17 protein-coding genes and 1 pseudogene are annotated in these 18,846 nt (G+C 67.9%); 12 read left to right on the forward strand and 6 right to left on the reverse strand.

Annotated elements, in window-relative coordinates; genetic code table 11:
* Positions 1-65: 65 nt before the first annotated feature.
* The 7 genes from IEZ17_RS44535 to IEZ17_RS23825 all read left to right on the forward strand — a co-directional run bounded on the left by IEZ17_RS44535 (position 66) and on the right by IEZ17_RS23825 (position 7,195).
* Positions 66-962 carry an aminoglycoside phosphotransferase family protein gene (locus IEZ17_RS44535; RefSeq protein WP_079071151.1) on the forward strand — a complete coding sequence of 299 codons (897 nt, stop codon included), beginning with the start codon at positions 66-68 and terminating at the stop codon, positions 960-962.
* Between the two features lie 71 nt (positions 963-1,033).
* Positions 1,034-2,284, forward strand: a complete 1,251-nt coding sequence (locus IEZ17_RS23800; protein WP_067120200.1) for a methionine adenosyltransferase — start codon at positions 1,034-1,036, stop codon at positions 2,282-2,284.
* A 5-nt stretch (positions 2,285-2,289) separates the two neighbouring features.
* The gene (locus IEZ17_RS23805; RefSeq protein WP_229852578.1) at positions 2,290-3,210 is read left to right on the forward strand and encodes an aminoglycoside phosphotransferase family protein; all 921 of its coding nucleotides are present in this window, start codon (positions 2,290-2,292) and stop codon (positions 3,208-3,210) included.
* Complete coding sequence (locus tag IEZ17_RS23810; protein WP_107121581.1) at positions 3,207-3,836, forward strand: histidine phosphatase family protein; 630 nt, start codon at positions 3,207-3,209, stop codon at positions 3,834-3,836. The genes IEZ17_RS23805 and IEZ17_RS23810 overlap by 4 nt, the downstream gene beginning before the upstream one ends.
* A gap of 73 nt (positions 3,837-3,909) precedes the next feature.
* The gene (serS, locus tag IEZ17_RS23815; protein ID WP_067120197.1) at positions 3,910-5,202 is read left to right on the forward strand and encodes a serine--tRNA ligase; all 1,293 of its coding nucleotides are present in this window, start codon (positions 3,910-3,912) and stop codon (positions 5,200-5,202) included.
* Positions 5,202-6,224, forward strand: coding sequence for a glycosyltransferase (locus IEZ17_RS23820; protein ID WP_067120194.1), 1,023 nt, complete (start codon positions 5,202-5,204; stop codon positions 6,222-6,224). Before serS ends, IEZ17_RS23820 begins: the two co-directional genes overlap by 1 nt.
* Entirely contained in the window at positions 6,218-7,195 is a 978-nt protein-coding gene (locus IEZ17_RS23825; RefSeq protein ID WP_229852581.1) for a hypothetical protein, read from the forward strand. Before IEZ17_RS23820 ends, IEZ17_RS23825 begins: the two co-directional genes overlap by 7 nt.
* A gap of 2 nt (positions 7,196-7,197) precedes the next feature.
* Here IEZ17_RS23825 and IEZ17_RS23830 read toward each other — a convergent pair whose 3' ends face one another.
* The 4 genes from IEZ17_RS23830 to ychF all read right to left on the reverse strand — a co-directional run bounded on the left by IEZ17_RS23830 (position 7,198) and on the right by ychF (position 12,008).
* Positions 7,198-8,370 (reverse strand): PDDEXK family nuclease, encoded by a 1,173-nt coding sequence (locus IEZ17_RS23830; protein WP_067120192.1) that lies wholly within the window; start codon positions 8,368-8,370, stop codon positions 7,198-7,200.
* A gap of 3 nt (positions 8,371-8,373) precedes the next feature.
* Positions 8,374-9,420: a DNA-methyltransferase gene (locus IEZ17_RS23835; RefSeq protein ID WP_229852582.1), complete on the reverse strand. Its 1,047-nt coding sequence runs from the start codon at positions 9,418-9,420 to the stop codon at positions 8,374-8,376.
* A gap of 19 nt (positions 9,421-9,439) precedes the next feature.
* The gene (locus tag IEZ17_RS23840) at positions 9,440-10,474 is read right to left on the reverse strand and encodes a hypothetical protein (RefSeq protein ID WP_189303328.1); all 1,035 of its coding nucleotides are present in this window, start codon (positions 10,472-10,474) and stop codon (positions 9,440-9,442) included.
* 445 nt (positions 10,475-10,919) lie between these two features.
* Positions 10,920-12,008, reverse strand: coding sequence for a redox-regulated ATPase YchF (gene ychF, locus IEZ17_RS23845; protein ID WP_189303330.1), 1,089 nt, complete (start codon positions 12,006-12,008; stop codon positions 10,920-10,922).
* Positions 12,009-12,600: 592 nt separating this feature from the next.
* Between ychF and IEZ17_RS44225 the strand changes: the two are divergent.
* Positions 12,601-12,894 (forward strand): annotated as a pseudogene (locus IEZ17_RS44225) (DUF6542 domain-containing protein); the annotation flags it as partial.
* Between the two features lie 58 nt (positions 12,895-12,952).
* On the opposite strand, the gene ppgK reads toward IEZ17_RS44225, so the two are convergent.
* Both ppgK and IEZ17_RS23855 read right to left on the reverse strand, forming a co-directional pair.
* Positions 12,953-13,846: a polyphosphate--glucose phosphotransferase gene (ppgK, locus tag IEZ17_RS23850; RefSeq protein ID WP_189303332.1), complete on the reverse strand. Its 894-nt coding sequence runs from the start codon at positions 13,844-13,846 to the stop codon at positions 12,953-12,955.
* A 60-nt stretch (positions 13,847-13,906) separates the two neighbouring features.
* Positions 13,907-14,908: a 4-hydroxy-3-methylbut-2-enyl diphosphate reductase gene (locus IEZ17_RS23855; RefSeq protein ID WP_373299909.1), complete on the reverse strand. Its 1,002-nt coding sequence runs from the start codon at positions 14,906-14,908 to the stop codon at positions 13,907-13,909.
* Between the two features lie 73 nt (positions 14,909-14,981).
* Between IEZ17_RS23855 and IEZ17_RS23860 the strand changes: the two genes are divergently transcribed.
* From IEZ17_RS23860 to IEZ17_RS23875, 4 genes are all read left to right on the forward strand, one after another.
* Positions 14,982-16,370, forward strand: a complete 1,389-nt coding sequence (locus IEZ17_RS23860) for an APC family permease (RefSeq protein WP_189303336.1) — start codon at positions 14,982-14,984, stop codon at positions 16,368-16,370.
* Positions 16,371-16,452: 82 nt separating this feature from the next.
* Positions 16,453-17,679 carry an exodeoxyribonuclease VII large subunit gene (gene xseA / locus IEZ17_RS23865; protein ID WP_189303338.1) on the forward strand — a complete coding sequence of 409 codons (1,227 nt, stop codon included), beginning with the start codon at positions 16,453-16,455 and terminating at the stop codon, positions 17,677-17,679.
* Positions 17,680-17,739: 60 nt separating this feature from the next.
* Positions 17,740-18,027: an exodeoxyribonuclease VII small subunit gene (locus IEZ17_RS23870; protein WP_189303340.1), complete on the forward strand. Its 288-nt coding sequence runs from the start codon at positions 17,740-17,742 to the stop codon at positions 18,025-18,027.
* Between the two features lie 193 nt (positions 18,028-18,220).
* A complete protein-coding gene (locus IEZ17_RS23875) occupies positions 18,221-18,814 on the forward strand; it encodes a malonic semialdehyde reductase (RefSeq protein ID WP_189303342.1) in 594 nt (197 codons plus the stop codon).
* Positions 18,815-18,846 lie beyond the last annotated feature (32 nt).

Below are 18,846 nucleotides of genomic sequence, written 5' to 3' on the forward strand. Positions count from 1 at the left end.
ACGGTACCGCGCAACACGCTCATGAGGTTGTCTAGGACCACGTTGATCACGGGGAGGGCAACATCATGGCGACTAGTGCATTGCAGGCCAGCACCACTGACCCTCAGCTCGCGGGGTACGGGCCAGCCGCGGTGAAGCCCAACTCAATCACGCGATGGGCCCTCGACGGGAGTTCACTACTCAAGGTCTACCGCACGATCACCCCGCACGAGAGGCGGCGTCGCGAGGTACACGCGCTCAAGATCGCCGCCGGGTGGGGCCTTTCGGTCCCTTCTGTGGTGGCGACTGGCGAGCATGGGGCCCACCCCTGGGCCGTGTTCGGAGCCGTGCCGGGGAAGCCCTACTCAATCCGCACCGCACGAGGAGTGCAGGGCTTTGTCCGGCGCGTCGGCACAGCGACTCAGCAGCTCCATCACGGAGTTGTCGGGATGCGTCCCGGCTCAGGGTGGCGGTGGAACCCAGGCGACACGCTCGGGTCCAACCGCGGGTTCCTTCTCGACCAGCTCACCAGTCGCTGTCGGCAACTCTCCTGGTGGCATGACCTGGAGGATGCCCTTGAGCCCTGCGATGAGCTCCCCACGGTGTACCTGCACGGTGACCTCAAGCCTGAGCACCTCCTGTTCGACGGCGAGCGCCTTCACATAGTCGATTGGGAGGCCAGCGGACGAGGCCCTGCCATGAGCGATCAGGCCGATGCCGTCTTCCATGTCATACGCGACTTGATCTATACGGCAGTAACGCCTCGCCGATTGCCCGTTGGACTCGTCAGCCAACTTGGCGCTCCGGGTGCCGCGTTGGCTTGGCGACTCGCTCTCTGGCTCGATCGACGACGCTCCGGAGACATCCACCTTATTCCGGCGCGTGACCTCTACCAGCTCGCCGCGGAAGACGATCCTTTGGCGGCCTGTGAGCAACTCGCCCGACAAGTCTCGCGCTTGCGGACTGCGGGCGTCCCGCGATGATCTTGGTTCGTCTGGCCGACCGGCCCGACGAGATCCACGCACATCCCTTCCAGCTCTGCGAGGAGTAGGCCATGCACCGAACCAGCACGACCTTCGGCAACAGCCACATAGTGATCGAGGCTGGAGCGCCCCAGCCGGACGCGACGACCATCGTCGAGCGAAAGGGCCTCGGCCACCCGGACACTCTCGCCGATCACCTCGCCGAGCAGCTGTCCCGGGCGTACAGCCGGTACACCGTGGAGCACTTCGGGGCCGTACTTCACCACAACTTCGACAAGCTGGCTCTCCTCGGCGGTGGGAGCGAAGTCCGCTATGGCGGCGGCAAGATGACCTCGCCAGTGCGCGTCCTCGTCAATGGTCGAGCCGCTCCTATGTGCGGCGGCGAGGCGATCCCCGTTACGGAGATCGTCGAAGCGGAAGTCAAGGCGTTCTTCGCCGAGAGGCTGCCGGAGGTCTCGGCTCACCTCGACATCGCCTTCAACATCACGAGCAACTCAAGTCCCGGCGCCGTGCTCACAGGCAACGACGTTCCGGACCGCACCCGCTGGTTCAACCCGCGCTCCATCGACGACCTCCGTGAGCGCCGCGTGCGCCTCTCGAACGACACTTCCCTCGGGACGGGTTGGGCCCCGGAGAACCCCTTCGAGACGTTCGTCCGCGACCTCGTAGACCACTTCTCCGGAGAGAGCGACTTCACGCGGGCCCACGCCTGGTGCGGCTCCGACGTGAAGCTCATGGGCTACTGGGACGGGCAGCACGCGGACATCGTGTTGTGCGTACCCCAGAAGTCGCGTCACGTCGCGAGTCGAGCGGAGTACGTGCGCAACGCTGAGGCCGTTCTCGCCGAATGCCACCGCCTCGCCGGCATCTGGCTTCCCGGCGCCGACGCGGCCTTCCGTCTCAACGCTCGCGACGTGCCCGAGAAGGACGAGCTCTACCTGACCTACACGGGCAGCTCGATCGAGTCCGGCGACGAGGGCGTAGTCGGTCGAGGCAACCGCGTCAACGGTCTCATCACGCCCCTGCGCCCGATGAACCTGGAGGGCGCGAGCGGAAAGAACCCCGTCTACCACGTCGGCAAGCTCTACAACATCGCCGCCCTTCGGCTGGCACGGCGACTCCATGAGGCGACTGGCGAACACGCGGAAGTGCACCTGGTGAGCACCACGGGCCAAAGGCTGGACCAGCCGTGGCGAGTGCTGGTCCGTCTTACAGCTCAGGAAGTCGAGATCGACAAGGTGCAGGCTCTCGTCACCGAGGCTCTGGACGAGTTCCCGGCCCTCACCGACGAGCTCATTCACGACGGGATCGTGCTGAGCTGATGACTATGCGGACGCTCGGCGGGGTGCCCGAGGGATGTCGAGAGCGGCTGATCGCACACTACGGGCCGAAGGTCCAAGATTGGCTCGACACCGTACCCAGCGTGCTGGGGCAGGTGGCGGAACGCTGGAACCTTTCGCTTGAGGGGTACCACGACGCTGGACACGCCTCCGTGATCGCCACCGCGACCGATCCCGACGAGCGTCCGCTGCTCCTCAAGGCTTGGGCTGATCCCGCTCGCTACCGCCACGAGATTCGTGCCCTTCGACTGTGGGCCGGCGGGATGACGGTCGATGTCATGGAGACTGCCGACGATCATGCGGTGGCACTCCTCGAACTGGTGGGAGGGCGCCCCGGAGGCTCCGATTGGCGGCAGCGGGAAACCCAGATGGTGGCCGGCGCATTACATGGGCTGCACATCCGCGGGCGGGCCGAGTCACTCACAATCAGTCTCCCGCTCCTCAGTGACTACCTTCGCTTCGAGGTGCTGCCGCGGATCGAGAAGCGAGTGCTGAGTCTCGATCTTGGGCAATGGGCACCGCTCGTGGAAGACGAGTTTCACGCGCTCGCCACGCTCAAGGAAGATCCCGAACGATCTACTGTTCTGCACGGCGACCTCTACCGGGAAAACGTGCCGTTCGACCGCAACGGCCATCCGCGTCTGCTCGATCCCGTTCCTATGGTGGGCGACGCCGCCTTCGACTGGGCCTTCTGGACCGTCTACTACGACCTTGACCGAGAGACAAAACAGCGGCTCGCGACAGCCGCCCGGATCTCGCGCATCCCCGTCCCGGTGATCGCACCGTGGTGCCGCCTACTGTCCCTGGACGGCCTCCTCTACTACGTGGACACCGGTGATCCACGAGCACCGCAGATGACAGAAGTGCTCTCCTTCCTATCGGCCCGAGGAGCCGGGGGCTACGCATGAGAACGCACATCCTCCGCCACGGTCAGACGGAGTACAGCTCGAAGCACCTCGCCAACGGGGACCCCTCCTTCCCCGTCCAGCTCAGCGAAGAGGGGGTGAGGTCGTGCGAGCGCGCCTGGACCGTGCTGCCCCTGCACAGCGTGCGGACATGGGTGGCCAGCGAGTTTTCGCGGGCCAAGCAGACCGCCCTACTGCTTACGGGAGTGCCCGCAGCGGAGGTCGCGATCGAGCCCCGGCTGAATGAACTGGACTACGGCGAATTCGAGGGCGGCCCGTGGCTCGGCTACGGCGATTGGCTTGACCAACATGGCGCGTGGCGGCGCCCACCAGGCGCCACGGAATCGCAGCGGGAGGGTATCCGCCGGATGCTCCTCGGGCTGAAGGACTGCCTGGCTCTCCCAGGCCCGCGCCTCATCGTGGGGCACGGCTTGCTCCTGTCTGTCCTCCTTTGGCAGCAGAAGCGATCCGGGGGCGAGACCGTGCCTCTGTTCTTCCCAGAGGCCCCCTGCGTGCAGCCGCTCGATGTTGCAGACGAGGTACTTGGCAGCTGGATCGCGGAGCTCCTGTCTGATCTTGATATCGAAGCCCGTCAAGATCCAGACGAGCGGAGTGACGCAGCGATATAGCGGGGCGACGCCGCGTCGGCAGTTGCTACCGTCAGAGCGGTAGCTCACTTCCCGGAGAAGAAGGACCCCAGCCATGCATGATGCTCGCGCCCTGATCGACATGGGGGCCGAAGCGGTACGTCGGCTCGCTCGACGCGGTTACTCCCTGGACCTGTCCGTCCTGGAGGACCTCCAGGCCCGGCGGAACCAGAGCATTCGTGTGGCCGACGAGCTGCGGGCGGAGTCCAAGCGCGTGGCCAAGGAGGTCCAGGAGACCGCGAAGCAGGGCGGGGATATCTCCAAGCTGAAGGAGCGGGCCCGCGAGATCAAGGACCAGATTCGGGAGATCGAGGCCGACCAGGAGAAGGTCCAGGACGACCTCCGCAACCTCCTCCTCAGCATCCCGAACATCCCCGACGACAGGGCCCCGGATGGCGACTCTGAAGAGTTCGCGGTCGAGGTCCGCCGAGTAGGGACTCCGCCGACCTTCTCCTTCGAGCCGAAGGACCACGTCGATCTTGGCGAGGCCACCGGAGTCCTCGACTTCGCTCGGGCGACGAAGCTCTCGGGCCCCCGTTTCGCCGTCTCGCGCGGAGCAGGCGCAGCCCTTGAGCGGGCACTCGTCACGCTCTTCCTCGACGTTCATACGCGTCGGCACGGCTACGTCGAGCACTCGGTTCCGTTCCTGGTCACCCGCAAGACGATGACCGGCACGGGTCAGCTGCCGAAGTTCGAAGAGGACCTGTTCAAGACCGGCGTCGCGGATCGCGAACTGTTCCTGATCCCGACTGCTGAGGTCCCGCTCACCAACCTCTACGCCGACGAGATCATCCCGCCCGGGGAGCTGCCGCTCGCCCTCACGGCTCAGACGCCGTGCTTCCGCTCGGAGGCCGGCTCGTACGGCCGCGACACCCGGGGCCTCATCCGCCAGCACCAGTTCACCAAGGTGGAGATGGTGCGGATCTGCGACCCCGAGGATGCCGACGCCGAGCTGGAAAAGATGATCGGCCACGCTGAGGCGTGTCTGAAGGAGCTGGGCCTCGCGTACCGCGTGATGACCCTCGCCGCAGGCGACACGGGCTTCTCCGCCCAGCTCACGTACGACCTGGAGGTGTGGCTTCCCAGCCAGAACACCTACCGCGAGATCTCGTCGGTCTCGAACTTCGGCACCTTCCAAGCGCGCCGCGCCAATATCCGCACCCGTGGCGCGGACGGCAAGCCCAAGCTGGTGGCCACGCTCAACGGCTCGGGCCTTCCGATCGGCCGCACCCTGGCCGCGGTGCTCGAACAGGGTCAGCAGCAGGACGGCTCGATTGTCCTGCCCGAATCACTCGTTCCCTACCTCGGCTTCCGCCGTATCTCGGCGGACGGAACCCCGGAGGCATAGTGCTCGTCGGCGTCTGCGACTTTCCTGGTAGCTACGCTTTTCCCCCAGCCGGATACGGCGGGATCGAACGATGGCTTTGGGCGGTCGCGGTAGGCGCCCGTGCCGCAGGCGCCGACGTGCATCTCCTTGGGCCGGGATGGCTCCAGGATCTGGAAGCCGACTGGGCCCGCAAGCCGGTTCGCCTTGAAGATGTCACCGCGGGCTCACTGGCCGAGCGTGAGCTCAAAGCGGCCGGCTATGACCTCCTGGTCGTCGGCCATGAGTACCCGTCACTCCCTGCCTGGGTGCGAACCTGGAGCCAACTGGGCGGGGACGTGGCCACGTTCCAGCACTCCCCAGTGTTCCAGCACACCGAATCCGCATTCGACGGCAAGCGGTCCCGGCTGTATTGCTACTCGCCCGAGATGATCGAGCGGTACGCGGCTCACCAGCCGATCCCTGAGCTTGCTGTTCACCTCGGCCTCAACGAGGAGGAGCCGCCCTCGGCCGCTGGGCAGGATCTTGTGTGGCTGGGTCGAATAGACGAGGAGAAGGCCCCGCACCTCGCGTTGAGAGCAGCCCAGATACTCGGCCGTCGCATTCGCATCGTTGGGCCTGTCTTCGACGAGGACTACGTACGCCGGTACGAGAAGCTCTTCACGGCGGATCACGTCGAGGTTGTCGGCGAAGTCGGCGGCCCGGCGAAGACCGCCGCTCTCCGTGACGCGTCGACATTCGTCTACACCTACGCGCGTACATACGTGGAAGCTGGAGCCGCAGTGTTCGGCGAGTCCCTGCGAGCTGGAACCCCGATCGCGGCCCTTGTCTGGCGCACGGGGACGTGCGCTGAAGCCGCCCTGTGTGACCAGACCGGGGCGATCACTGTCGTCGACCCAGGTGTGGACGACGAGACGGCGGCGATCAGCCTCGCTGAGGCCATCGAGCAGGCCGAGGCCCTCGACCATCGCCAGGTGCAGTCCATCGGGCAGCACCGCTTCGACCCCGCACGGCATTTCGAGGGGATGGCGGCTCGCCCGTGCTGAGTGGCTCCCCGACCACGCAGATCACCGGGGTACTCCGGAAGGCGTTAGGGCCTCACTGGGAGTTCTCCCTCGACGGGGATGCCTTGGAGATCCACCACCCTGATCGCGGCACCCCGTACCGGCCTCCCCGGCGTCCGCCTTCCTGGGCAGGACTGCTCGGCACGCTCGAAGAGGGCTTCGCTGCACAGGGCATACGACGGGATGCCTGCCTGCCCCTCCGGTGGGGGCGCGAGACCGAGCTGACCATCTCGGCCGTCCAGGCTCTCGACCCCCTCCTGAAGGAGGGCCGCCCTCACACGTACCGCCGAGGGTTCATCCCGCAGCCCGTTGTGCGCTTCACGGGCCAGCGCACCGAGTCCGGAGAGCTGCGCGACGGGTTCCTGACCTCGTTCGTCAACGTCTCCTGTGTCCAGCCCCTAGACGGCGTTGACGGCTACGGGGAGACACTCGACGCCTGGCTGTCGGTGCTGTCCCGACTCGGCTTTCACGCCCGGCACATCAGCATCTACGGCCGTGTCCAGGTGTGGCAGCGCCGCCAGGTCAGGGGAATCACCCTGCGGTTTCGGCACCTGGACCTCACCCTCGGCGACATCGTTCTCCTCTGGCACGCCGAACACCCACAGCGCCTGGCGGTCGACCTGGGAACGAGCCTTGAACGCTTGGCCTGGGCGCGCACGCGAGAGGCATGGCCCAGGCTCGTCTTCGGGCCGCTCGCCGAAGCAGCGCCCATGGCGACCCTCGACGCCATACGCACCGCGACCCTGTTGCTCGGAAGCGGCATCAGGCCCGCGCCGAGAGGTGCCGGGGGCATAACTCGCCGAGTCATCGGCACAATCGACCATGAGCAAGTGCGGCTGGGCGTAAGCGCCGCAGTTCGGTCATCCCACCAGTACTGGACGAACTTCGAACCGCTCCCCACTCCCTGGCCGGCAGTAGCTGCCAGCATTGAGGGCGAGTGCAGCCGCACCTGATCTCATATCTTCGTCTGCCCCGGGGAGACGCCGCTCGCCTTGCGTTGCCTGCCCTTTGGCGCGGGGCGAAGCTCCGGAAGGTACTTGGCCAGCCGCATCGTGATTGTTTCGCGCAGGCGACCGACAGACCCGCCGGTTGCCAGCGCGGCTTCCGGCGAAACGTCCAAGGTGTAGTGGCTGAGGGCGGCTGCATCGGTCCCGATCACGCGCCACAGGTTCAGCGCATTAGGGGTCTGTGTCTGCGACTGTTCGACGTCGAACACATAGATCCATGCCGGCGGGTTGTCATCGGGCTGCTGACCGTCTTGCACCAGTCGCCACGTGCCGTCCGTGTGCTGGACCAGATCGGGGCGACCCAAATGCCGCTGCCAGCTCTCCCAGACCGCCCGCGGGATCGCGAAGATACATCCAGCCGAGGCATCGTGCGCCCCGATCTGAAACTTGAACATCATCTGGTAGAAGGTGCGCTTAAAGGCATTCGCGATATTGGGACCCTCAATGCCTTCTGCGAGCCACTGAGGGTGGGACGCGACACTCTCCCCGAACTCCCCCTTATGCGCGTGACGCGCCCAGCGAAGAAGCTCCACAGACTTCCTGTATGTACCGTGGAAGTCCATGGTCTGGATTTCGAAGATCCCGTACCGACCCACGGTTAGCGCACCACCGGAGTCGGACTTCATCTCGATCATTGTTGCATCGAAGGAGAATTCGGGGGATCGATCTGTGGGACTGATCGAGATTTCCCCGCCGAGCTTGTTCTGGAAGTAGACGATCGAGGGCTTTCCGTCAGCGACACGCTTGCGCAGCTCGTCGGCCGCACCCTTGTCCGCCAGAACAGTGGCCGCGATGATCTTCACGTCGTCGCCTGCGGTATACCCGAAGAGTCGGTGCGCAGCATCTTGAAGCATCGAGTCATCCAGGGCGCGGAACGGACATGCCAGCCAGTCCTGGCGGGTTCCGTTGCTCGTGCTGCTAATTGTGCAGACACCCTTGGAATTCTTCTGTTTGACGCAGTCGGTGTTCTTTCCGGTCGCCCTAGTGATGAACGGGCAACGCTCGGCCTCCTGGTCACTGAGGCTCTCCGGCGTCTCGGCGACTATCGGAAAAACGCGATGCCCGAACCACTCGCCGATGACATTATTCGCCGCCTTGTTGGCGGCACCTCCCCCGGTCAACTGCTATTCCCCTACTCCGTCGTCGAATGAAAGCTGCTCTTGCTGAAGTGCAGCTGCCGCATTTTTCACGGCGGCCTGATGGAAAGACTCTCCCAGTTCAAATCCGATGGCGTTGCGACCTGTGGACGCGGCGACAGAAAGCGACCTACCGGTCCCACAGAACGGATCGAGCACAGTCCCCCCGGGAGGGCACGACGTCAGGATTCGCGGCTTGATGAGGTCGATAGGGAACGTGGCAGAGTGGCCGTCAGAGCCGGACCGGACGCCGGTCTTGACTACGTCACACGCTCCCTCCTCCGCTTCATCGACGTCGTAGTACACGACGTCTTGCGCTCCACCCTCGACTTCTTCGAAGTCGTAGTAGTACTTGGCACGACCTTCCTTCGGTCGCTTCACGAAGTGGAAGAAGTGTTCGTGCGTCAGGCGAAGTCGATCCTTTTCCGGCCGAGGGGGAACGTTCGGCTTGTGCCAGATGAGGTCATTTCGCAGGATCCACCGAAGGTCCTGCATCGCAATGGCGAAGCGGGCGGGGATGAGGAGCATCTGCTTCTCCTGACGGTACCCACCCATCGGCGTACGCCGTCGCGAGCGCGGGTTGTCGCCGAGCCCTTGGCGCCCGTCATGGCGAATGCTGGACCAACGGGCAAAGTAGGTGTCGCCGATGTTGATCCACATGCTGCCCTGGGGCTTCAGCGCTGCGGCGCCTCGCTGGAGGATCTCGACGAGGTGGCCGATGAACCACTCCGGAAGCGGCTCCAGTCCGAGCACCCCGCCGTGCTTCCGGTACCACTCGTAGGGCGGCACGTCCGTCTGTACTCGCGAACTGTCCTCAGCGAGCCACTCCTTGAGGATCTCCTCGTTGTGCTCCAGGCCATAGCTGCGGAGGCCCCAATAAGGCGGGGAGGTGATCAACAGGTCGACAGACTCCGGAGGAAGGTCCGCCATGAGGTCATAGGCGTCCCCACGGTGGACCTTGATCCGAGCACCGCTCGGGCCCTCGTTCGCCTCGGGCGTTGTGCTCTGAGTCATCTCTTCTACCTGTGCTACCACGCAGAGCAGCCTAGAGGGTCTATCGGACAGTGGCGAACAAGTGGGCACTACTCTGGCCCGCCAGACCAGGCTCCTCCGCATGTCGGACAACCGCGTCAGCGTCGTCCGAGCGCGCCGAGATGACGGCCTCGACGACCTCACCTATCGCAACCCGCGGGATGTTGTCGTGGCCCTCGACAGTCTCGATCTCGGTGACAGCCGTCACCGTGTCCGTCTGGGGGTCGGTGACGGTCACTGCGACCGTGGCGGGCAGGGCGTCCGGGGTCTGCTCAACGGGTGCCGTGACCTCCACGGTAACGGTCATGTTGTCGGCCATCTGCGATTCCGCGGTGACCGTCACCGTTCCCTCTTCGGGTTCGTGAACGACATCCCATGTCGGCTTGGTGCTGGGGTCAGCGACTTGGGCCATCCAAAGCCGGAACGGGAGCAGGTCGCCGATCACCTTCTCCACCTGGTCGGGAATGAACGCGTCGAGTTCGTCGGTGAGCTTGCGATTCTCCTTGTCCTTCCCCTTACCGGAAGTCGCGGAGGACTTGCCGCCCGCTCCGTCCTTTCCGGAAGGGTGCTGCTCGCCCTTCTTGCGATTCTTCTCCGCGTTCTTGGCATCTTGTTCTTCTGCGGGGGCGACTTGGCGATACAGGGGGCCGCTGGCGAGGACGTGTGCCTCCTTCCCGTCCAGCGTGGCCGGAGGGCCCACAGGCGGCTGCTGCGGCTTGGGCCGATCCGGCTCGCTTGACTCGTCAGAGCCGTAGGCGAGGTCGTGAGCCTGCTCCTTGGTCATGCCTCGGTGGAGAGCTTCCTTGATGACGGCTTTGCGCTGCTCTTCGGTCAGCTCGACGCCGGCCACCCCTCCATGGCCGTCAAAGAATGTAGGCACACGGCCTTCGTCGGGAGTCTCGGCCAGAACGTCATTGTCCACCGGCTCAGCCTCATGAGGGGTTGAGTCGGGCATCGAGCGCGTGGCCCGCCGAGCGGACTCGTTCACACTCGATTCCTGCATGGCCAGCGTGCCCGAGAAGGCGACCGCGCTCGCGAGCATCCCGTACCCAAGCAAGGCGGCCCCCCTCTGTGGTTCCCCCTTACCGGGGAGCGCGAGGACGCGAGAAACGAGCGGACGGCGAATAGCCATGTGGACCCCCTGTCGTCACGGAATGGTGGCTTCCGGACCAGTAGAACAGGGAACGAGTGTTCGAGTCGAGGGAGTATTTGCGCTCATTCCGAAGTCATCCTCCGGTTGCAGGAGAAACCCACCCGAAGGATGACGTGAGCGGCGTTACCGACGAGTCATCAGCTGTCGCCATCCCAGCACGGGGCGCCCCCCAGAGATCCAGCACCAACCCAGCACGGTGCAGACGATGAGGGGTGACGAGAGGTGACGAGGTGTCAGATTATCCAGCACCGATCCAGCACGGGAAAGACTTAGGGGCCCGACCTCGAAAGGCCGAACCCCATCTGACCTGTATGTTTGCCAGATCAGCAGTGTGGTGCTATGTCACGCACTACACGTTGAACCGGAACTCCACCACGTCCCCGTCCTGCATCACGTAGTCCTTGCCCTCCATACGGGCCTTGCCGGCGGCGCGGGCTTCGGCCACGGAGCCGGTTTCGACGAGGTCGGCGAAGGAGATGACCTCGGCCTTGATGAAGCCCTTCTGGAAGTCGGTGTGGATGACACCGGCGGCCTCGGGGGCGGTGGCGCCCTTCTTGATGGTCCAGGCGCGGGTTTCCTTGGGGCCGGCGGTCAGGTAGGTCTGGAGGCCGAGGGTGTCGAAGCCGACGTGGGCGAGGGTGGCCAGGCCGGGCTCGTCCTGGCCGACGGACTGGAGGAGTTCGAGGGCCTCGTCGTCGTCGAGCTCGGCGAGGTCGGCCTCCAGCTTGGCGTTGAGGAAGATGGCCTCTGCGGGGGCGACCAGGGCGCGCTGCTCGTTCTTGAAGTCCTCGTCGGAGAGCTCTTCCTCGTCGACGTTGAAGACGTAGAGGAAGGGCTTGGTGGTGAGGAGGTGGAGGTCGTGCAGCAGCTCGGTCTTCTCCGTGCCCTGGACGTAGCCGGCGGCGAAGAGGGTGCGGCCCTCCTCCAGGATGGCCTTGGCCTCCTCGACGGCCTTGACCTTCGGGGCGACGTCCTTCTTGATGCGCGACTCCTTCTGGAGGCGCGGCAGCACCTTCTCGATGGTCTGGAGGTCGGCGAGGATCAGCTCGGTGTTGATGGTCTCGATGTCGCCCTTGGGCGAGACCTTGCCGTCGACGTGGACGACGTTCTCGTCCTTGAAGGCGCGGATGACCTGGCAGATCGCGTCGGACTCGCGGATGTTCGCGAGGAACTTGTTGCCCAGGCCCTCGCCCTCGGAGGCGCCGCGGACGATGCCGGCGATGTCGACGAAGTCGACGGTGGCGGGGAGGATCTTCTGGGAGGAGAAGATCTCCGCGAGCTTGGTCAGGCGCGGGTCGGGGACGCCGACCACGCCGACGTTCGGCTCGATGGTGGCGAACGGGTAGTTGGCCGCCAGCACGTCGTTCTTGGTCAGGGCGTTGAACATGGTCGACTTGCCGACATTCGGCAGACCGACGATTCCGATCGTGAGCGACACGGTGGCGACTTCCCGGAGCGTGGAGGTGGGTGACGGGCGGCCGGCTCCCGGGGTCCGGCCGGTCGGGACCGAGCGGGGCCGGGGCGGCCGATCCACCAGTCTACTGGGCCGGGCGCACCGGGCCGGGGGGACGGGGCGCGGCCCCCAGTGGGGGCGTACGGCTTCGAACGAAGCCCCCAAGACAGGTCAAAGTGCGTGTCCTGTGACCTATTAATCCCACTTAGATGCCTACCGTTGGCGAGTGGAGCAACACGAAGCGCACTCGCCCCAGTACACCCCCCGGCTGAGCAGCGGTCCGGCGGCGGGCCAGGATGCCCGGCTCCCGCGCCCCGCCGAGGCGGTGGCCCCCGATCCCGACGACGACTTCCTCTCCGCGATGCGGGCCTCCGGATACGCGTCCGTACCCGCGGGCACCACGGTCACGGCCCGTGGTTACGCGCCGTTGGCGGACGAGTACCGCACCCCCGCCCGCCCGTCGCCGCTGCCGGAGCCGGTGGGCCCGTCCACGGCGGACGGCGACGAGATCGCGACCGTCTACCGTGCCCGGCCGCAGCGGCCCGCGCCCGCCCCCGTGGCCGGCCTGCTGGACCGGATGCCGGCCGCCAAGCTCACCGGACTCGGCTGCGGGCTGCTGGCCGCCCTGGCGCTGCTGTCGTTCGCGTACCTGGACCAGTTGCTGTTCCATGGGGCGCAGACCGCGTACGGGGTGTTCTTCCTGCTGGTGAGCGTGTGCGCGGGGGCGTGGGTGCGGCCGTACGACCTGATCGCCGCGCCGGTGGCGCTGCCGATCGCGTTCACGGTCGGCGCGCTGCCGATCCAGCACGGCCCGGTGGGGTTCCCCGGGCTGCTGATGGGCATCTTCACCGTCCTCGCGCTCAACGCGGGCTGGCTCTACGCGGGCACGCTGGCCTGCGGACTGCTGGTGCTCGTCCGCAAGGCGCTGCTCAGCGCCCGGGGTCGGGCCAGCCGACCGGTGACGCGACAGCGGACCGGGCGGGCCGGGCAGCGGCCGGACGGCCCGCGGCAGGAGGAGCCGGCGTCGCGGAGCCGGCCGGGAAACCGTCCCCCGCAGGTGGCCCGCCAGCCCGAGCGGCACGGGCCGCCATCGCGGCACCCACAATCCCCGCGTTGTTCTGAAGCTGCGCCGGCACGATCTCGGCCCTGATCCCCTCGATCAGCGGCAGGAACTTCTCCGCCTTGCGGCTCACCCCGCCGCCGATCACGAACAGTCCGGGCGAGAACAGCGCCTCCACGTGCGCGAGGTACTTCTGGACCCGGTGCGCCCACTGCTGCCAGCTCAGTTCCTCGTCCTCCTTGACCTTGCCGGAGGCGCGCCTCTCGGCGTCGTGGCCGTGCAGTTCCAGGTGGCCGAGCTCGGTGTTGGGGACGAGGCGGCCGTCGATGAAGACGGCGCTGCCGATGCCGGTGCCGAAGGTGAGGACGATGACCGTGCCGGCGCGCCCGCGGCCGGCGCCGAACTGCATCTCGGCCAGGCCCGCCGCGTCCGCGTCGTTGAGCAGCGTGACCGGACTGCCGCCGGCCTCGCCGCCGAGCCGCTCGGTGAGCAGCGCGGCGGCGTCCATGTCGATCCAGCTTTTGTCGACATTGGCGGCCGTACGGGTCGTGCCGCCGGTGACCACGCCGGGGAAGGTCGCGCCGACCGGGCCCGACCAGCCGAAGTGGTCCACGACCTGCTTGACGCAGTCCGCGACCCCCTCGGGCGTGGCCGGATGCGGGGTCAGGACCTTGTACCGCTCGTCCGTCAGGTCGCCGCGCTCCAGATCCACCGGGGCGCCTTTGATGCCCGTTCCGCCGATGTCCACACCGAAGACCCTCATGGGAAAAGGCTAGGCGCGGAGCGGGCGGACCGCCCCCGGGATGGCCGAAGCGGCCGGCGATCAGTCCTCGGTCGCCGCCCTGGCCTCGGCGCGCAGGTCGCGGCGGAGCTCCTTGGGGAGCGAGAAGGCGATGGACTCCTGGGCGGCGGTGACCGTCTCGACGTCGTCGTAGCCGCGGGCGGCGAGCCATTCGAGGACACCCTCGACCAGGATCTCCGGGACCGAGGCGCCGGAGGTGACACCGACCGTGCGCACACCCGCAAGCCAGCTCTCGTCGATCTCGTCGGCGTAGTCGACGAGATGGGCGTCGCGGGCGCCGGCGCCGAGCGCGACCTCGACCAGGCGGACCGAGTTCGAGGAGTTCTTGGAGCCGACGACGATGACCAGGTCGGCGTCGGCGCCCATCTGCTTGACCGCGGTCTGGCGGTTCTGCGTGGCGTAGCAGATGTCGTCGCTGGGCGGCGAGAGGAGGTTGGGGTAGCGGCCCTTGAGGGCGTCGACGGTCTCCATGGTCTCGTCGACGGAGAGCGTGGTCTGGGAGAGCCAGACCACCTTGTCGGGGTCGCGGACCTCGACGTTGGCGACGTCCGCGGGGCCGTCGACCAGGGTGATGTGCTCGGGTGCCTCGCCGCTCGTCCCGATGACCTCTTCGTGGCCCTCGTGGCCGATCAGGAGGATGTCGTAGTCCTCCTTGGCGTACCGGACGGCTTCCTTGTGGACCTTGGTGACCAGCGGGCAGGTCGCGTCAATGGTGGCGAGCTTGCCGCGGCGGGCCTCTTCGTGGACGACGGGGGCGACGCCGTGCGCGGAGAAGATGACGATGTTGCCCTCGGGCACCTCCTCCGTCTCGTCGACGAAGATCGCGCCCTTCTTCTCCAGGGTCTTGACGACGTACTTGTTGTGGACGATCTCGTGGCGTACGTAGACGGGCGCGCCGTACTGCTCCAGGGCCTTCTCGACGGCGATCACGGCGCGGTCCACGCCCGCGCAGTATCCGCGGGGCGCGGCGAGGAGGACCTTGCGGCTGTGCTGCGGGCTGGGCATTGCGGTCATGCGTCCCATCGTAGGCCGTGCCCCGGCGGCGGCTGATCGCGTGGTTACCGCAGACTGCTGACGGGCGTACGAAGGAGGCGGGATGGCGGACTCGGTCGGCGTGGCCACGGATGACGAGGCGCCCGGCGGCACCGGGTCGCTGCGGCGGACGCTGACGTTCCGGGACCTGGTGGTCTACGGGCTGCTGTTCATCGCCCCGATGGCGCCGGTCGGGATCTTCGGCACCCTCCAGGCCGCGTCGCACGGTGCGATCACCGCCGTCTACGTGGTCGCGACGGCCGCGATGGCGTTCACGGCGTATTCGTACGCCCAGATGGTGCGGGTCGCCCCGAAGGCCGGGTCGGTCTATGCGTATGCGCGGGCCGGCCTGGGTGAGGGCGCGGGGTTCGTCGCCGGGTGGATGGCGATGCTGGACTACCTGCTGATCCCGGCGGTGGCGTACCTGTTCTCCGGGATCGCGCTGCACGCGCTGGTGCCGCAGGTGCACCAGTGGGTGTGGACGGCGGTCGCGGTGGTGGTCACGACACTGCTGAACCTGCGGGGGGTGCGGACCGCGGCGGTCGTCGGGTTCGCGGTGCTGGCGCTGGAGATCGCGGTGCTGGCGGTCTTCGTGGTGGCGGCGGTGTGGGCGCTGGCCGCGCACGGGGCGCAACGCGGCTGGACGGTGCCGCTGACGGGTGAGGGCGGCTTCTCGCTCGACGCGGTGCTGGCGGCGGTGTCGGTGGCGGTGCTGTCGTATCTGGGGTTCGATGCGATCGCGTCGTTCGCCGAAGAGGCTTCCGGGGGGTCGCGGCGGGTGGCGCGGGCCGTGGTGACGTGCCTGGTGGTGGCCGGTGTCCTCTTCGCCGTGCAGACGTATCTGGCGGCGCTGCTGGCCCCGATGAGCGCCGCGGAGCTGGCCGCGCAACCAGGCGAGCAGGGGGCTGCCTTCTATACGACGGTGGACTCCGCGGTGGGCGGCTGGCTGCACGACCTGGTGGCGGCGAGCAAGGCGATCGGGGCCGCCTTCGCCGCGCTGGCGGGGCAGGCGGCGGCCGGCCGGCTGCTCTTCGCGATGGCACGGGACCGGCGGCTGCCGGGGGCGATGGCGAAGGTGGACGGGGGCAGCGGGGTGCCGCGCCGGGCGCTGCTGGGGGCGGCACTGGTGACGCTGGTGGCGGCGGTCTGGGCGGCGACCCGGGACGAGGGGCTGGACCTGCTGTCGTCGGTCGTGAACGTCGGTGCGCTGACCGCGTTCGGGCTGCTGCACGCGTCGGTGATCGGCTGGTTCCGGATCCGCCGGCGGGCGGAGGTGCCGAGCGTGCTGCGGCATCTGGTGGTGCCGCTGCTGGGGCTCGCGGTGGTGGTCGCGGTGATCGCCGAGGCGTCGGTGACCGCGCGGACCGTGGGCGGGGGGTGGCTGGCGGCCGGGCTCGGGGTGCTGGCGGTGCAGTACGCGCGCCGGCCGCGGGCGGGCGCGGCGCGGGACTGACGGCGGCGTCCGTCGCCGGCCGGGCCGGTCCCGCTGCGCCGCCGGACCGGCACTGTCGGTGGCCGCCGCTACTCTCGCTCGTATGGCTGTCTCTACGTCTCCGGAAGCGCCGATCCCGGTCGGCGAGGTGTCCCGGCTCATCGGCGGGTGGATCGACCGGCTCGGCGCGGTGTGGGTCGAGGGGCAGATCACCCAGCTCTCGCGGCGGCCGGGCGCGGGCGTGGTCTTCCTGACGCTGCGCGATCCGTCGTACGACATCTCGGTGAGCGTGACGTGCTATCGCCAGGTCTTCGACAAGGTCTCCGAGGTGGTGAGCGAGGGCGCCCGGGTGGTGGTGCACGCCAAGCCGGAGTGGTACGCGCCGCGCGGCCAGCTGTCGCTGCGGGCCGCCGAGATCCGTCCGGTCGGGGTCGGTGAACTCCTCGCGCGGCTGGAGCAGTTGAAGAAGACGCTGGCGGCCGAGGGGCTGTTCGCGGCGGACCGCAAGAAGCCGCTGCCGTTCCTGCCGCAGCTGATCGGCCTGGTCTGCGGCCGGGCCAGCGCCGCCGAGCGCGATGTGCTGGAGAACGCCCGGCACCGCTGGCCGGCCGTCCGCTTCGAGGTGCGCAATGTGCCGGTGCAGGGGGTGCATGCGGTGCCCCGGGTGGTCGCGGCGGTGCAGGAGCTGGACGCGCTGCCCGAGGTGGACGTGATCATCGTGGCGCGCGGCGGCGGCAGCGTGGAGGATCTGCTCCCGTTCTCGGACGAGCAGCTGGTGCGGGCGGTCGGCGCGGCCCGTACGCCGGTGGTCTCGGCCATCGGCCATGAGCCGGACAGCCCGCTGCTCGATCTGGTCGCCGATCTGCGCGCCTCGACGCCCACGGACGCGGCGAAGAAGGTGGTGCCGGACGTCGGCGAGGAGCTGGCCCGGGTCGAGCAGCTGCGGGAGCGGGCCCGGCGCGCGCTCGGCGGCTTCCTGGACCGCGAGGTGCGGGGGCTCACGGCCACGCTGCACCGCCCGTCGATACAGCACCCGCACCGGATGGTGGCGGACCGCGAGGAGCAGGTCACCGCCCTGCTGGAGCGCGGCAGGCGGACGCTGGGACATCTGCTGGACCGCGCCGACTCCGAGCTGGTGCACACCCTGGCGCGGGTGGTCGCGCTCTCCCCCAAGGCGACGCTGGAGCGCGGCTATGCGGTGCTCCAGAAGCCGGACGGGGCGGCGGTGCGCTCACCCCAAGAGGTGGGCGCGGACGAGGAGTTGCGGGCCAGGGTGGCCGAGGGCGAGTTCCGGGTGCGGGTGGCCGGCATCCCGGACGCCGCGCCGTGACGGCCGCACGGGCCCGTAGGCACGCGGATCAGACGCATACGCACTCATAGGGTGGGAGACATGGCAAAGACGGATGACGTGGTGGACGCCCCGACCGAGGTGGCGCCGGTGGACTCCACACTCGGCTACGAGCAGGCGCGCGACGAGCTGATCGAGGTCGTCCGCCGCCTGGAGGCCGGCGGTACGACGCTGGAGGAGTCGCTCGCCCTCTGGGAGCGCGGCGAGGAGCTGGCGAAGGTCTGCCGCCGCTGGCTGGACGGCGCGCGGGCCCGCCTGGACGAGGCACTGGCGGAGCCGTCGGAGGCGGACGCCGGGGACAGCGAGAACGCGGAGGGGGCGGAGGGCTGAGGGCGCGGACGGTCGAGGGGGAGTGCGGAACCGCCGAGCGGTCTTCCGAGATCCGGAAGGTCACCATCGCGCTGTGAACCGGCTCACACCTTCCAGCCGTTAGTTGAACTTTAATCTATCTCGGCTAGAGTGGTTCCCGTAGACACCGCTGTCTTCACCGTTCCGCAGCCCACCCGACTCCCGAGGTGCCCCCATGTCTCTCGCCCTTGACGCCGCCGCTCAGGACCTGCTGTTCCGCGAGGCCCAGACCGCCAACACCTTCACGGACGAGCCGGTGACGGACGAGCAGGTCCAGGCCATCTACGACCTGGTGAAGTTCGCCCCGACCGCCTTCAACCAGTCGCCGCTGCGGATCACCATGGTCCGTTCCGAGGACGCCCGTAAGCGCCTGGTCGAGCACGCCATGGGGGCCAACGGCCCGAAGACGCTGACCGCGCCGCTGACCGTGATCCTCTCCGTGGACCTGGACTTCCACGAGAAGCTGCCGCAGCTCTTCCCGCACGCCCCGGGCATCAAGGACACCTTCTTCTCCGAGGCCACCGCCCGCGAGGCCGCCGGCACCCAGAACGCCACCCTCCAGGCCGGTTACTTCATCCTCGGCATCCGCGCCGCCGGCCTGGCCGCCGGCCCGATGACCGGCTTCGACTTCGCCGCCGTCGACAAGGAGTTCTTCGGCGACGGCAAGCAGAAGTCCTTCCTGGTCATCAACGTCGGCAAGCCGGGCTCCGACGCCTTCTTCCCGCGCTCGCCGCGCCTGGCCTTCGACGAGGCCGCCACCACCGTCTGATCCGCTCCGCGGCGGACGGCCGGCGGACGTAC

Origin of the sequence: Streptomyces albospinus (assembly GCF_014648695.1) — a bacterium.
In the GTDB taxonomy this organism is placed as follows: Bacteria; Actinomycetota; Actinomycetes; order Streptomycetales; family Streptomycetaceae; genus Streptomyces; species Streptomyces albospinus.

Bases quoted from the DNA above. Each gene is read 5' to 3' on its own strand.
- IEZ17_RS44535 (WP_079071151.1), top strand. From the start codon at position 66: ATGGCGACTAGTGCATTGCAGGCCAGCACCACTGACCCTCAGCTCGCG.
- IEZ17_RS23800 (WP_067120200.1), top strand. From the start codon at position 1,034: ATGCACCGAACCAGCACGACCTTCGGCAACAGCCACATAGTGATCGAG.
- IEZ17_RS23805 (WP_229852578.1), top strand. From the start codon at position 2,290: ATGCGGACGCTCGGCGGGGTGCCCGAGGGATGTCGAGAGCGGCTGATC.
- IEZ17_RS23810 (WP_107121581.1), top strand. From the start codon at position 3,207: ATGAGAACGCACATCCTCCGCCACGGTCAGACGGAGTACAGCTCGAAG.
- serS (WP_067120197.1), top strand. From the start codon at position 3,910: ATGCATGATGCTCGCGCCCTGATCGACATGGGGGCCGAAGCGGTACGT.
- ppgK (WP_189303332.1), bottom strand. From the start codon at position 13,846: ATGAGGGTCTTCGGTGTGGACATCGGCGGAACGGGCATCAAAGGCGCC.
- IEZ17_RS23855 (WP_373299909.1), bottom strand. From the start codon at position 14,908: ATGGGACGCATGACCGCAATGCCCAGCCCGCAGCACAGCCGCAAGGTC.
- IEZ17_RS23860 (WP_189303336.1), top strand. From the start codon at position 14,982: ATGGCGGACTCGGTCGGCGTGGCCACGGATGACGAGGCGCCCGGCGGC.
- xseA (WP_189303338.1), top strand. From the start codon at position 16,453: ATGGCTGTCTCTACGTCTCCGGAAGCGCCGATCCCGGTCGGCGAGGTG.
- IEZ17_RS23870 (WP_189303340.1), top strand. From the start codon at position 17,740: ATGGCAAAGACGGATGACGTGGTGGACGCCCCGACCGAGGTGGCGCCG.
- IEZ17_RS23875 (WP_189303342.1), top strand. From the start codon at position 18,221: ATGTCTCTCGCCCTTGACGCCGCCGCTCAGGACCTGCTGTTCCGCGAG.